Here is a 12,875-nt window from a genome sequence, read left to right as displayed (position 1 = left end):
ACCGACAGGGTGATATCATGAATTCCAGGTTTGACGAAGGACAGCCGATTTTTCAGCAAATCGCAGATATGATTGAGGATGACATATTGAACGGGACATACCAAGCGGATGATCAGATTATCTCGATGTCGCAGTTCGCGAGTACTTTTCAGGTCAATCCCGCTACAGCTGTAAAAGGCATTGCCCTGCTTGTCAATGAAAGGATCTTGTACAAGAAAAGGGGGCTCGGCATGTTTGTTGCAGCAGATGCCAAACAGATCATATTGACCAAGCGGCAGGACCGGTTTTACAACGAACTCGTATTGAAGCTGCTTGATGAAGCGGAAAAGCTTGAATTGACCACCGACGACGTTATAGAAATGATCAAACAGAGAGATAGGAGATGAGCACGATGAACGTAATACTTACCTGTTCCAACCTGAGCAAGAGTTACGGGCGTACGGAAGCGGTCCGAAATCTGGAGCTCCAGCTTGAAGAGAATACGATCTATGGCCTGTTGGGCCGCAATGGCGCCGGAAAGACCACGCTGCTTAATATGATGACCGGGGGATCTTTTCCCGACTATGGCAGCATCCAGATCTCGGGTGTCAAGCTTAAGCATGGGGAAACTCCGAAAGGGATCTGTTACGTAAGAGAGAAGAATTTGTTCTTCGGCGGTGCCAAGGTGATTGAAGTGCTGCGCTTAGCATCGGTCTTTCACGAGAACTGGGACTGGGATTATGCCCAGAGCCTGCTGAAGACATTCAAGCTGAACCCGGACAAAAAAATCCGCCAGCTGTCACGGGGAATGGAGTCTTTGGTCGGAAACATTATCGGTCTGGCCAGCCGGGCCCCGATTACCGTATTTGATGAACCGGTGCTGGGATTGGATGTGCTCATGCGAGAGAGATTTTATCGCGTTCTGGTTGAGGATTATGCCAATCATCCCCGGACCATCCTGCTCTCGACCCATCTGATTGATGAGATCGCAACCGTTGTTGAGAAAGTTTACATCATGGATTCCGGCGCTATGTTATTGCATGACGATGTTGACCATATCCGTGCCAATTCTCATCTGTTGACCGGGAACCAGGAGCAAGTCGAACTGTTTACGAAGGATCGCCACGTGATCTATAAAGAATCTTATGGTAAAGGTTCCTTAACCGCGATATATGGAGCTATCCATGAGGCAGACCGTGCACAAGCCAACAAGCTTGGTATCGTTATTGACGGTTTACCGCTGCAAAAGTTTTTCTCCTATTTGATCGAAGGAGGCCAATCCATTGAATAAAACCACTGCGCTCATGAGGGCTTCATTTCTTCAGCTTCGACCTTATCTCCTGGTGATGCTGGGCACTGTAGCGATAAGTATGATTACAAATGTAATCGTAAGCCTGTCTCTTGGAGACAGTACGGAGAATACGCAGGTGTCTGCGGCCAATCTCCTCATCGTGTTCCTTATATTTGTAGGCAGCGTGCTCCCGGCAGGCTTGTTCCGGCGGGTAATGAATTTAGGAGCTACACGAAAAGAATATTATGTTGGCATGCTTCTGGTTTACTCCATATGGTCCGCCATTTTTGCTGTCCTCAATATCATCTGGTTACAGGTGGAGATCAGCTTTATACGACAATACGAGAATACCTTCAACATCCTTGAAATCTTTGGGTGGACTCAATTTGGAATCGTTGGCATGTTCTTCTATCAATTCGGCGCGTACCTGCTTCTTATTTCACTACTGAATCTGTTGTTTTCCGGTCTGCGTCACATCATGGGCTGGGTGATCTGGGTGGTATTTATTGCGGCAATCCCGATCTTTACCTCCATTCCTTCACTCCGGCATACGCTGGCTGACGGCTTGCTGGCCCTTCTCTTCAACGATTCGCTGCTACAAGGGCTTGGGCTCACGCTGATTATCTCCCTCGTTCTGCTTGCAGGAGGCTGGTGGTTCACGGCCAGACGCACCATCGTTTAAACTTGTTTCTCCTAACAACGTGTTATTGTATCACTCTAGCACGAAAGGAATGATGAATCTTGAAAAAGGATGCTATCCCCTCTGAGGTGTTCCAGTCCTTTCTGTTATGGATCATTGCCATCGGTGCAGGAGTATTCGAGATGACTCTGGCTGTCATCGATTCGATATCCAGCCAAACGGGTGCTGGAATTGTCGGTATTCTCACTCAAGTCGCAGCACGAACCATGATGTTTGCAGTCCTTGTCTACATCATGGTCAGAATGCTTCGTGGTAAGAATTGGGCGCGTATCACACTCGCTTTGTTTTTAGGCGGGTTTGGCATTCTCTCTCTTATCATTGACCCCATCAAATGGCTCATAAATGGCGGTTCCCTTTGGGACGCATTTGCTAATGCAGACAATATTTCCATCCTGTTTGCCTCCAGCCGTATCCTTCATATAATCGCCGTTGTTGCAGCCTTGATGTTTATGTTCCGACCCGCGGCGAATCGGTACTTCAAAGCTGAATCGTAAGTCTCAGCACCCGCTTGATCTTGGAATCAACAAAGCAACAGCCCCTGACCTATTCAAGGCCCGGGGCTGTTTCATATTGATCAGATCACTTCAACCATTCTTCTTCGATGAACTGCATCATTTCAAAAGCACCATCAGCGGCATTGGAAGCCACTACAAGGGTATGACCGGTGGCCGGATAATAAGCAGACCGAAAATTCACCCCCGGATCATAGCCCATGACGTGGTATTTAAACACATTCTCATTTTTCTTGGTAATCCACACGCCAAGCCCATAATGCAGATCACTGCCCGGGACTTGTATATGTGAAGCCAGCAGCTTCTCGGTCATGGATGCGGTGAGCATCGTGTTGTTCATCAGCGATCTCCATAACTTGATCATATCCGGTGCCGTCACATAGGCCCCGCCATCGGCATAACCTTGAATCGGAATGGCATACTGGTTCGTTCTCCACGTGCCGTCTTCCTCATCAATATACCCGTAAGCCGTATTCGCGGGCAGACGATCCAGCGGAAAATATCCCGAATGCTGCATGCCGCACGGCTCCAATACAAACTGCTGGACATAGTCGCGAAACGGCATTCCAGTCTGCTGTTCAACGATCAGGCCAAGCACCACAAATCCTGCGTTGTTGTAATGGAATCTTTCACCGGGCTGAAATTTCATACGCTCATCCTGGAACAGAGAAAGGAAATCCCTTCCGTTACGGAGTGTATACATGGGAATTGTCTTCCACAGATCCTCGAAGTCGTCCATAACCTCTTCATCAAAGTAATCCGGGATACCCGAGCTGTGACTCAACAAATGAGAAACGGTAATCTCCGGGCTAAAATTAGGCAGCGGAATATCCAGACAATCGCTTAGCTTGCTGTCCAGCGACAGCTTGCCCTGTTCGATAAGCTGACAAACCGCAATCGCGGTGAACAGCTTACAGCCTGAGGCAATGCCAAACCGGGTGTCTGCTTGATTCGGGATCTGATCGGCCCGGTTTGAATAACCGAAGGCACCGTTCCATACGATGTTGTCATTTTCGTCGGTTACGAGCACAGCACCCGAAAAACGAATGCTGGCAGCAAATTCTTCTATTATATGTATCATAGCGAACCCCATCCTTTTCTAGTTAGGGGTATTTTACCATGCATCCTGAATGAGAGTCTCGGTACAAGATCAATATAATGAAATAATCCCCCTCATCACTTGATGAACGCTTCAATCAGTCTTCCAGTGGGGGATTTATACCAATGTTGATTCGCTTCGATTCTAATATCTCCACATCATGAGCAGGATCACCGGGACTGCAAAAATAAGCAACCCGGCACCAATCATCGAAGCGACCTGCAGCATGAATCTGTGCTTGGTTGGACCGGGCGTCTGCAGCATTCCGCATTGAGCGCATCTGTTAGAGGCAGGGTATACCTCGCCGCCGCAGCTGACACAATTCCCATTATTCCTCATGAATAACGCTCCTTTACTTGGAAAGACAACATCGACATCTAAACATCGCTACCATTTGTGAATATTATCACATAAATGTGATGACAAGTAAAGGCATAAATGATTCATATTCCACCTCAACCCTTCGCTCCGCCATAGTAAAGTTGCTCCGTGTCAACCTAAAAACAGGAAGCACGCGGCTCCCTGTTTTACATTTTCAAGCTTATTCTTTTCTGCCCATGAATACCGCTACGATAAGCCCCAGCAGCAAGGTTCCTACACTGGTAGCCATCATCCCCGTTCCGGATGGAATACCCGGAAACACGATAACAATAGATCCTAATATCAATCCAATAATCACGGCATACGTCATATATGGGAAACGGTCAAGCAAGTACCGAATCAACCGGCTGCTAACTACAAAGCCAACCACCACTCCCGCACCAATGACAGCTATAATTCCTATATTTAATGAGGAAAGCGCTGAAATAGCAGTAGAATATACGCCTAGAAGGAGAAGTACAAATGACCCGCTAATACCAGGCAGCAGCATCGCCATGCTGGCTAACCAGCCGGATAAGAACAGTCCGATCCCGTTGGACCAGGTCAGGACCGTTATCGGATCGGATGTGGCATCCGTTCTGAGAAAGGCTGTCGAAGCCAATAAACCGGCTGCTACAATCAACACGACCACATGCACGGCTTTGAATTTGGTTCTTACCTCCGCTTTACGTAGAATAAGAGGCAACACCCCTAAAATCAATCCGGTAAAGAAAAACTGGGTGGGCTCATAATAGCTTGCCAGCAGGTATTCAATCAAGCGACTCAGCAGCAATAGAGCTGCTCCAATTCCAACGCCAAGCGGAATCAAAAAGCCCAGCTGCTTCTTCCATTCCCTGCTGAAAAATCCGCTGATAGCCGCCAACAAACGATCATAGATACCGAGCACGACAGCAATGGTGCCGCCGCTTATACCTGGTATCAGGTCACTGACTCCCATCAGCACACCCCGATAAAGGTTCTTCCATTCTATCAAAATCATAATCCTCCTGCCTTACAAAGTGAATCTTATCGTGATAGCCCTGCGAAGGAGATTTTACTTGTTCTTGGCATGCAAAACCAAGTTTCCTACTCCACCAATCGCAAACAACAGTGAAACGACTCCAAATCCCCACTGCCAAGAGCTTCGATCCGTAATGAAAACAACCACCAAGAACGCTATCGCAGCCAAAAAATTAAGCAGCGCAACGATCAAAAATTCCTTTTTCTTCATTATTCATCCTCTACATTCCTACAGAATCAAATCGTCCAGTCTATAACCCACTGTGGTGATCATATCATATTTTTGCCGATGAAGGATGACCGTTTATATAAACTTAAGGTACAAAAGTAACCGTCTGCTCCGTCCACGCTGCTCCATCAAATGCCTTGGCCACTCCCTGCTGATCAATCTTCGCCTTCAGCACATATTTCCACTTCACTGAAGCCGACCATGCCTGTTCGAACAGAAATGGACGCAATCGAATCTCATGCTCGCTTGCCCAGGACGCCATGACCTTTTCCCCATCGATTGACATATCGAAGCCCTCTTTGAACCAAGGATGCTCCTGATCCTTGGGAACACCGGGTGCATTCATGTTTACATAGAGCGAGATATCATCGCACAGCTGCAGCAGGCCAAACTGCCTGTTAACCACATCTTCATCGGGGAATGAAAACTGTTCACGCAGTCTTTTTTGCCGTTCCGTCTCCGAACGGTAGAATTCTACCAGCGGGGCTTCCGCCGCATTTTTCATAAACGACGCAAAATGAAGGCTGCAGAGATACCCTGCATAAGGACTCATCGCTTCGATCTCATCAACACCCTTGGTATACATTAGCATTTTCGGCTGGACCGGATAATCGATAAAAGTATACGGAGTCCGGCTCTCGTCATTCCAAATCGGCGTGTCATCCATCCGAAGCCAAGCACGGTCATGCTCGGTAATAGCCAGCAGTACTTCTTCCAATACAGACTCATCCATAAACAGCTCTCGCCGGAAGCCCCGGGCAACATCGCCCGAGAATCGGCCATGGTCGTCCTGGGTAGTCATCACAAAAGCATCCTCTGTCTCGCGAATGATCATCAGATCGTCTCCCCTCTATTCATTCTCTACCCCAGATATGCCCTTCGCTTCATCACGGCAATGATGTCTCTGGACTGGCCTTGATGCACGCTCGTATCAAAGCACGAGATCAATTCCCAGCCGTCAATTCCGTAGCTGTTCAATAAATCCTCGAATTCCTCCTCGTTCACCTTGCCTCCGAGAAATCCTCCGGTTTTGTATTTCAGCGTTTTGTATTCCCATTGATCCATACGCGGCATCCTCCATCCTCTCATTTGAATTTGGATCACAAACTTGAACACTTTCTATAGATAAAATCAGTTCGTATCGCCAACATAGCAAACCACGGGGCGCGCAGCCTTATCCTGAAGCGGCTTAACCAAGGAGCGAGGGTATACTCTAATGTCATCCAATGCGGGCAGATCGATCCATTCCACACCCACCTGGTATTCATCCGGGTTATGGCCAAGAAAGGTATCCCCTGCATCCGCCAAGTTGCACTCAAAATAAAACTCCACTTGGTGCACATCGGAATCCCATTCCGCAAACTCGTGGTTGGACCCTATGTATTCACGGACGTGCAGCAGATCGCGAACTTCCACCTTACGCCCGATTTCCTCCTGGCACTCTCTGATCACCGCCTGTACCAAGGTTTCCCCTTTCTCTTGTCCGCCGCCAGGGAACAGATAGAAATCCCCCAAATGATCTACGTTTTTCGTTAGAAGAATTTGATGATTCCGCATAATGACGGCCTTGGCCGAGTTTCGTATCGGTTTCATGAGCTGTCTCCTTATCGTATCGGTTTCTAGTTCTGTATTCTATTGTAGCAAATATAAATCCTCCATGAGTCAGCCTGTAATTCGTACAAATACATGAATGTAATAAGCCGGTGTCCTATGAGCATGCTCAAAGAATACCGGCTCTGTTATAAACACATCGTGAATAAGTGCCCAACTCCCGAAGCCATCTAGCGCCTATATGAGCCACTCGCCCGCTTCTTGCGAACAACGGCCGCCACGCACACAATGATCAGCAGGATGAACCCCGCCGCAATCCAATCCTTAATATTCTCCCACGGAACAGCGTGATCAGCGTTATTTTCATATAGCACTCCATGCGATGGAAGTTTGCCATGGTCCACCTCGGATTTCAGAGTCATGTACCTTCATACGTAACGGGAGGCTACTTCACCTGCTTGCTCCTGCCATCGACGATCAACTCGATGCCTGGCTCGTTTATTCCGCCTGAAACACCGTATGAAGCATCGATTTGCTCTGTCGAACCCTCAAAGGTTTCTTCGACCTGCACCACCCCTCGTGGCCGAACCGTAACCACCTTAGGCTCGAAATCAACCATCTTCCCTCCAATATCAAGGCTTAGCGGGCGTACCGTAACCTGCTGCTCGGTACCATAACTGTAAATTTGAATCTGGCAGCGTGCCAGAATAGCCTCGTTCTCTGTACGATAATCGCATTTGCTGTCTTTTTTGGTATAGGCGACGCTGGATATTCCGCTCGAATTATAATTCACAACATACATCACAAACTCTGATATGAATGGGAAAATAACGATCCATGCAACACAGCCAATCATCACCCGGCTCATGATCTTCGGATAATGCGGGCGATAAATGCTCGTTACCCACAGAACGCCGATCGTCAATAAGATAAGACCTGCAATAACGGGCAGATGAAGACCTAAGTTGCCTTGCTTAGTCCATGGCGAGATCCCTGCCCAGCGAAACAGATCATCCCCGAACGAATAGCCCAGATGCTGATTGGAAATAAACAGCAACCCCATGATGATTGCGGAAATGGAGAGGATTTTACCTTTCAGTTATATCTCCCCCTTGGCGAACCCGTTTTCCACATTATAACAAATAAGAGACCCTGTGGTAACCTTAATTAATCCGTCTTGGTTAATGGTTTATTCTCTACAATACCCAGCCTCGTTCCGCTCTTGGCTTCATGCAGCAGCTTCCGGTCACGATGGATGAGACATAACAGCATGTGAAGGAACACAACGCCGTCCAGCAGCAATATCCCCAGCGCGTACATCGCAAGCAGGACATGAGAGCCGGTGACATTAACCGTAATGAACAGGGCATGGAACCCGCCCCATACCACATACAGCAGGCCGTTGCGAACAATCACTTCCTTCAGCTTCAGATGTTCGCCCGCTCCGCGGATCTGAACCCGGACGACCCATTTCCCCAGCGTCTGTCCCTGCATCATATAAGGCAGCACGATATGATATAAAATGACGACAATAAAATACGCACCCCTCACGTTCAGTACGGTCAACACGCCGATGATCGGCAGCACGACCCCTGCATCAATGCCAAAAGCGATCGCCCGGCGCGTATAACTGACCCGTTTCTGCGACAGATCCACCGTCTCGTCCAGTCGATCAAGGCGTGGCAGGTGATTTTTCATCCAATCCGCGAGCAAGAATCCCATCATCCCACCCATGGTATTCAACAGCAGATCGTCCACATCAAACAACCGGTAAGGGTGATCATAGATGCCGTAAATGCCGGTCACCTGGGTCACCTCGAAGAACAGCGAGAGTCCGAATGAGGCCACCAGGCACGTAACCCAGGATGCCCGAGCGTAATAACGCAGGAACATACCGAACGGAACCACGAGAAATACGTTAAACACGACCTGCAAGAAGGCTCTTTCCTTCAACAAATGCAGGTAAGTCGAGGGTACGCCCCATACCACCTTGGTCTCCTTCAATATATCCTGTATAAAATTCAGCGGAATCCACTGCATGACCGAGGCCACATTCATCGGGGCATTATGCCGCGAGGCAGGCAAAGGAAGGAGCACCAGATACACCGCGTTCATCATGTAGAGAAGAAATAGATACAGCAGAAATCCCCGGAATTTATTAAAATAACCATATTTGCGATACTGCACAATCAGAAAGGGAACTGCGCACAGCAAAGCCGCTATGGGAAAGGTTAAAAATGCATAAGATATAGGAAACAGATAGGCTTCCAGCATGCTCTTCGTTCACTCCCTCTGTGATGTTCTACTTATAAGTTACAGGATCAAGTTTAAATGACGGGGATTCCTATGTTTAAAATGCGTTTAAAAAAACGCACACCCGCGTCATAATCGGCCCTGCTGTTAACCCGGGGGTTTCCGGTTATACCCCAAAACCGAATAACCCACACCAGCAGTGTGGGCAGGATCACCGTATGCAAGAAGCATTTGTGTGAATGTCATCGGAAAAGCATGGTCATTGTTCCTACCTTCACGCATTGGTTGACGGGAGCCAGCCCCAGTACAGCTTCCATGAAGTCCCGTTATTTCTTCTGCTTACGCGCATCTTTTCCAAAGCTGATCTTCCTGGGAAGTCCCAGCGTGAACTGCTCACGATGCCCGTTCCACTCTATCTTTAGGGTTAGATCCTTGTTAGGGTTCATCATATCAAGCAGATGCTCCAAATCAAGCTTCCCTTTGGTTTCCTTCACGGCAGCATAGTCGATCCCCACGACGATTCCGCCCTCCATAAAGTGGCCCGCCATATCCTCCAGCCGATAGTCTACTTTGCCATGGTCGAGAGGTTCCTTTCCTAAGTACTGCAGCTTCAGCTTTCCGCCAAGCGAATCCTGAAGCACGGTAAACTTCGCATTGATCTTATCCTGATGGGTAATGGCATAAGTTGCTTTCCACTTCTCACCCTTGCCTGTTAAGGTCATGGTTTTATTTCGATTCACGTGGACACCCCTCCTCACCCAGCACAACCGGTTATCCCGATTAGGCTCATATCATAATAACGAGGATGCACAGGGAATGGTTTTTCAATTTTGCAAATAATCGATAATCTCAAGCAAATCGGTAATCTCCCCATCTTTGGCGAAGTCCGGATCATAGTAGGGATCTCGCTTCCAGATGCCCTTCATGCCGATACGCCGGCTTGCGGTTACGTCGTTGTCCGGATGGTCGCCGACATAGATGGATTCTTCGGCCTTTGATTTAAGACGACTTAATGTATTGGCAAAAATCCTTGGATCGGGCTTGCGTAAACCCTCCCATTCCGAAATCGCGATAAGATCAAAATAAGGCTCGATGCCAAGTCCCTTGATATTGTTATATTGAAATTCGCCGTAACCATTGGAGATCAGTCCGAGTTTTATTCCCTTACCTTTCAAGCTGTCCAACGCTGCATACAGATTGGGGAAACCGACGCAATGATGATGGAACTCGGATATGTAATCGGCCAGGAGGGTATCCCATGGCAGAGGTAGAGCAAACTCCTCGATTAGCTGACGATATACTTGATCCTTCCATACATATCCCCTGCGATCCAGCTCAACAAACCGTCTCACATACACCTCTCTGTCCACTGACGCATCATGGAGCAATAAACGATCATATTGGTCTTGTACGAAGCGAACCAGTGATATATCGCGGTCAAGCAGGGTCCCGTCCAGATCAAAAACAACGGTAGTAATCATAGCGTCCATCCTTTCTCTGAGAATACAGGTAATAGCTTAAACGATAACCCTGCAAGCTTAGGAGAGTTGCCGCACCATCATCCTGTTATTTAATCCTCCGCTTTCCGGTATACCCGTTCCGGCCTGCCTACCGTGCCATAGGAAATATCCGCCACGAGGACGCCCTTCTCCACGAAGTACTCCAGATATCTTCTCGCCGTCGTTCGGCTGAAGCCTCCACGTTTGCCCAGTTCCTCCGCGGTCCACACGTCCCCGGACTCCTCGATGTAGGATAGGATTTTCTCGCTCGTCAGTTTATCGATGCCTTTTGGAAAATATACTTCCCTGTCCATCCGTTCACCGGCACGCCATAACAGCTGGTCAATGCCCTGTTGATCGATCTGCTTGTTCGCGCCGCCGAGCTGCTTCATCTGCTCGTAATATTTCCGATAGGCTTTCAGCTTCTCCTGGAAACGGTCGAAGACCACCGGCTTGATCATAAAATCGTACACTCCGCCGCGAATCGCCTCCCGCACCGTATCGAATTCCTTGGCTGCCGTTATAATAATAACATCGGTATTCGGATATCCCCGTTGAATATGCTGCAGCAGATCCAATCCCGACATATCGGGGAAATACAAATCCAGCAGCACCAGATCAGGTGCCAGAATATCCAGCTGCTCATGCGCCTGGGCCCGATCCGTTGCAATGCCGACGACCTCGAAGCCCTCTACCTTCTCAACGAACCGTTGATTAATGCTGGCAATACGCACATCATCCTCAATGATTGCTACCCGAATCATGAACATCTCCCCTTGTTTTTGGTATCTTGACCGTGAACACGGCCCCGCCTTCAGGTTGGTTGCGGAATGCAATGGTACCCTGCAGCTGCTGTATGGTCCCGTTGACGATCGATAGGCCAAAACCTCGATTGCGTTCCCCCTTGGTGGAGTAACCCAACTCAAACAGTCGATCCGTTCCAGCCTCGGCAATACCGGTCCCGCTGTCGGATACTTCGATCATTAATTCATTGGCCTGATCGTGTAACTCTATCCTAACCCATCTATTCTCCGATTTGGATCCCATTGCTGCCTCCATGGCGTTGTCGATCAAATTACCGATAATAGTAACGAGCTGGTTTCGGCTAATATGACTGGGAATGTCTTTAAAGGAACTGCTCCGGTCGATCTCAACCTTCACCTTCAACTCGCTTCCGCGATTAAACTTTCCAATAAGAATGCCGCCGATGATGGGATCGGGAATCTCCTGCAGCAGGAATTGAATCAGGTTCTGGTGCACATCGGTCTCATGCGTAATCAGATCCATCGCCTCCTGGTACGATTCCAGCTGAATCAAGCCGTATATCGTATACAGCTTATTGGAATATTCGTGCGTCTGCGCGCGCAGCGCTTCCGTATATCTCTTCACCTGCGTGAGCTCTTCGGTCAAGTGCAGCAGCTCGGATTTGTTTCGAAAGCTGGAGACCGCCCCTACAATCCGATGCTCATGATCATAGATAGGCAGCCGGTTCACCACAACCGCATGATCGTTAATGACCATCTCTTGATCTTTCTCTGCTACCCCGGTTTGCATCACCTCCAGCAGCCTGGTGCCCGGGATAACGTCGTGAATATACTGTCCGGCGATCACCCTGCGCTCCTCCGGATCAATCAGCATCATGGCTGTATGGTTGGCCAAGGTTACGATGCCCTCCCGATTGACAGCGATAATGCCTTCATGAATCGTTTCCAGAATCGCCCGTTTCTCTTGATATAACAAGCCGATTTCCTTGGGCTCCAGCCCGTGAATGGATCGCTTGACGCTGGACGATATCCATATAGCGCCGCCACATCCCAGGATTAACGCAATTCCTGCAAAGAACAGGACACGATTGCGATACGATTGTGCCGATATCTCGATATCCTTCATTAAAATGCCGACCGATACGATACCGATGATTTCATTCTTATCATTGTAGATCGGCGTCTTCCCCCGAAGCGAGGGTCCCATGGAGCCAATCGCCTTCGATGTGATGCTCATGCCCTGTAATACCGGGCCATTGTCGCCACCGACCATCTCTTTGCCGATCCGATCGGCGAGCGGATGCGCATAACGGATCCCTTCTCGATTACCGATGACGATATATTCCGCGTCTGTCTCCAGCCGAATTTCCTCCACCACAGGTTGAATGATGGCAGACGGGTTCTCTTCCTCGAACGCGTCCTGAATGACGTCCATCTCCGCCACGGCCTTCGCCAGCTTTAATGCCGAAGCCCCAATGCTCTTCTCCAGCGTTGTGACGAGCAGCCGCTCAAAACTGAAGGTCAAGGCGACAATAACAGAAAACAAAAGGGTGCCTATAAGCAGAATCAATCTAGTCTGTAAACGCATTCATATTCCTCCATAAGGATTGTCGCCATA

Annotated in this window: 18 protein-coding genes; 4 read left to right on the top strand and 14 right to left on the bottom strand. The window is 48.7% G+C overall.

Features of this window, described 5'->3' with window-relative positions:
• Window positions 1–17 precede the first annotated feature (17 nt).
• From MKX98_RS01020 to MKX98_RS01005, 4 genes are read left to right on the top strand one after another with little or no spacing between them, the layout of a single operon-like run.
• A complete protein-coding gene (locus MKX98_RS01020; protein WP_339220914.1) occupies window positions 18–386 on the top strand; it encodes a GntR family transcriptional regulator in 369 nt (122 codons plus the stop codon).
• Window positions 387–391: 5 nt separating this feature from the next.
• Complete coding sequence (locus MKX98_RS01015) at window positions 392–1,270, top strand: ABC transporter ATP-binding protein (protein ID WP_339220912.1); 879 nt, start codon at window positions 392–394, stop codon at window positions 1,268–1,270.
• Window positions 1,263–1,952: a hypothetical protein gene (locus tag MKX98_RS01010; protein WP_260068513.1), complete on the top strand. Its 690-nt coding sequence runs from the start codon at window positions 1,263–1,265 to the stop codon at window positions 1,950–1,952. Before MKX98_RS01015 ends, MKX98_RS01010 begins: the two co-directional genes overlap by 8 nt.
• Window positions 1,953–2,011: 59 nt before the next feature.
• Window positions 2,012–2,464: a hypothetical protein gene (locus MKX98_RS01005; protein WP_194540389.1), complete on the top strand. Its 453-nt coding sequence runs from the start codon at window positions 2,012–2,014 to the stop codon at window positions 2,462–2,464.
• 85 nt (window positions 2,465–2,549) lie between these two features.
• Here the strand turns inward: MKX98_RS01005 and MKX98_RS01000 are convergent, their stop codons facing one another.
• The 14 genes from MKX98_RS01000 to MKX98_RS00935 all read right to left on the bottom strand — a co-directional run bounded on the left by MKX98_RS01000 (window position 2,550) and on the right by MKX98_RS00935 (window position 12,845).
• Complete coding sequence (locus MKX98_RS01000) at window positions 2,550–3,563, bottom strand: serine hydrolase (protein WP_339220909.1); 1,014 nt, start codon at window positions 3,561–3,563, stop codon at window positions 2,550–2,552.
• Between the two features lie 162 nt (window positions 3,564–3,725).
• A complete protein-coding gene (locus MKX98_RS00995; protein WP_194540387.1) occupies window positions 3,726–3,920 on the bottom strand; it encodes a hypothetical protein in 195 nt (64 codons plus the stop codon).
• A 202-nt stretch (window positions 3,921–4,122) separates the two neighbouring features.
• Window positions 4,123–4,932 carry a DUF368 domain-containing protein gene (locus tag MKX98_RS00990; protein WP_339224269.1) on the bottom strand — a complete coding sequence of 270 codons (810 nt, stop codon included), beginning with the start codon at window positions 4,930–4,932 and terminating at the stop codon, window positions 4,123–4,125.
• A 63-nt stretch (window positions 4,933–4,995) separates the two neighbouring features.
• The gene (locus MKX98_RS00985; protein ID WP_164762893.1) at window positions 4,996–5,172 is read right to left on the bottom strand and encodes a hypothetical protein; all 177 of its coding nucleotides are present in this window, start codon (window positions 5,170–5,172) and stop codon (window positions 4,996–4,998) included.
• Between the two features lie 103 nt (window positions 5,173–5,275).
• A complete protein-coding gene (locus MKX98_RS00980; RefSeq protein WP_339220906.1) occupies window positions 5,276–6,025 on the bottom strand; it encodes a DUF3891 family protein in 750 nt (249 codons plus the stop codon).
• Between the two features lie 26 nt (window positions 6,026–6,051).
• Window positions 6,052–6,255, bottom strand: coding sequence for a DUF4177 domain-containing protein (locus MKX98_RS00975; RefSeq protein ID WP_006207549.1), 204 nt, complete (start codon window positions 6,253–6,255; stop codon window positions 6,052–6,054).
• Between the two features lie 66 nt (window positions 6,256–6,321).
• On the bottom strand, window positions 6,322–6,783 hold the full coding sequence (locus MKX98_RS00970) for an NUDIX domain-containing protein (protein WP_194540385.1): 462 nt from the start codon (window positions 6,781–6,783) through the stop codon (window positions 6,322–6,324).
• Between the two features lie 188 nt (window positions 6,784–6,971).
• Window positions 6,972–7,163 carry a hypothetical protein gene (locus tag MKX98_RS00965; protein ID WP_339220903.1) on the bottom strand — a complete coding sequence of 64 codons (192 nt, stop codon included), beginning with the start codon at window positions 7,161–7,163 and terminating at the stop codon, window positions 6,972–6,974.
• A gap of 23 nt (window positions 7,164–7,186) precedes the next feature.
• Complete coding sequence (locus MKX98_RS00960; RefSeq protein ID WP_259445537.1) at window positions 7,187–7,804, bottom strand: hypothetical protein; 618 nt, start codon at window positions 7,802–7,804, stop codon at window positions 7,187–7,189.
• A 104-nt stretch (window positions 7,805–7,908) separates the two neighbouring features.
• Window positions 7,909–9,015: a VanZ family protein gene (locus MKX98_RS00955; RefSeq protein WP_194540384.1), complete on the bottom strand. Its 1,107-nt coding sequence runs from the start codon at window positions 9,013–9,015 to the stop codon at window positions 7,909–7,911.
• Between the two features lie 305 nt (window positions 9,016–9,320).
• On the bottom strand, window positions 9,321–9,734 hold the full coding sequence (locus MKX98_RS00950) for a hypothetical protein (RefSeq protein WP_194540383.1): 414 nt from the start codon (window positions 9,732–9,734) through the stop codon (window positions 9,321–9,323).
• 84 nt (window positions 9,735–9,818) lie between these two features.
• A complete protein-coding gene (locus MKX98_RS00945; RefSeq protein WP_339220900.1) occupies window positions 9,819–10,475 on the bottom strand; it encodes an HAD family hydrolase in 657 nt (218 codons plus the stop codon).
• An 89-nt stretch (window positions 10,476–10,564) separates the two neighbouring features.
• Window positions 10,565–11,257, bottom strand: a complete 693-nt coding sequence (locus MKX98_RS00940; RefSeq protein ID WP_194540381.1) for a response regulator — start codon at window positions 11,255–11,257, stop codon at window positions 10,565–10,567.
• Window positions 11,235–12,845 carry a sensor histidine kinase gene (locus tag MKX98_RS00935; RefSeq protein ID WP_194540380.1) on the bottom strand — a complete coding sequence of 537 codons (1,611 nt, stop codon included), beginning with the start codon at window positions 12,843–12,845 and terminating at the stop codon, window positions 11,235–11,237. Before MKX98_RS00935 ends, MKX98_RS00940 begins: the two co-directional genes overlap by 23 nt.
• Between the last annotated feature and the right edge of the window lie 30 nt (window positions 12,846–12,875).

This window comes from Paenibacillus sp. FSL W7-1332 (assembly GCF_037969785.1).
Lineage (GTDB): Bacteria > Bacillota > Bacilli > Paenibacillales > Paenibacillaceae > Paenibacillus_AQ.
The sequence above is the reverse complement of the archived record's forward strand: the minus strand, read 5'-3'. Positions and strand labels throughout refer to the sequence as shown.

Excerpts from the sequence above, each read along its gene's own strand:
- MKX98_RS01020 (WP_339220914.1), top strand. The coding sequence starts at position 18 with ATGAATTCCAGGTTTGACGAAGGACAGCCGATTTTTCAGCAAATCGCA.
- MKX98_RS01015 (WP_339220912.1), top strand. The coding sequence starts at position 392 with ATGAACGTAATACTTACCTGTTCCAACCTGAGCAAGAGTTACGGGCGT.
- MKX98_RS01000 (WP_339220909.1), bottom strand. The coding sequence starts at position 3,563 with ATGATACATATAATAGAAGAATTTGCTGCCAGCATTCGTTTTTCGGGT.
- MKX98_RS00995 (WP_194540387.1), bottom strand. The coding sequence starts at position 3,920 with ATGAGGAATAATGGGAATTGTGTCAGCTGCGGCGGCGAGGTATACCCT.
- MKX98_RS00985 (WP_164762893.1), bottom strand. The coding sequence starts at position 5,172 with ATGAAGAAAAAGGAATTTTTGATCGTTGCGCTGCTTAATTTTTTGGCT.
- MKX98_RS00980 (WP_339220906.1), bottom strand. The coding sequence starts at position 6,025 with ATGATCATTCGCGAGACAGAGGATGCTTTTGTGATGACTACCCAGGAC.
- MKX98_RS00975 (WP_006207549.1), bottom strand. The coding sequence starts at position 6,255 with ATGGATCAATGGGAATACAAAACGCTGAAATACAAAACCGGAGGATTT.
- MKX98_RS00970 (WP_194540385.1), bottom strand. The coding sequence starts at position 6,783 with ATGAAACCGATACGAAACTCGGCCAAGGCCGTCATTATGCGGAATCAT.
- MKX98_RS00965 (WP_339220903.1), bottom strand. The coding sequence starts at position 7,163 with ATGACTCTGAAATCCGAGGTGGACCATGGCAAACTTCCATCGCATGGA.
- MKX98_RS00960 (WP_259445537.1), bottom strand. The coding sequence starts at position 7,804 with ATGGGGTTGCTGTTTATTTCCAATCAGCATCTGGGCTATTCGTTCGGG.
- MKX98_RS00955 (WP_194540384.1), bottom strand. The coding sequence starts at position 9,015 with ATGCTGGAAGCCTATCTGTTTCCTATATCTTATGCATTTTTAACCTTT.
- MKX98_RS00945 (WP_339220900.1), bottom strand. The coding sequence starts at position 10,475 with ATGATTACTACCGTTGTTTTTGATCTGGACGGGACCCTGCTTGACCGC.
- MKX98_RS00940 (WP_194540381.1), bottom strand. The coding sequence starts at position 11,257 with ATGATTCGGGTAGCAATCATTGAGGATGATGTGCGTATTGCCAGCATT.
- MKX98_RS00935 (WP_194540380.1), bottom strand. The coding sequence starts at position 12,845 with ATGCGTTTACAGACTAGATTGATTCTGCTTATAGGCACCCTTTTGTTT.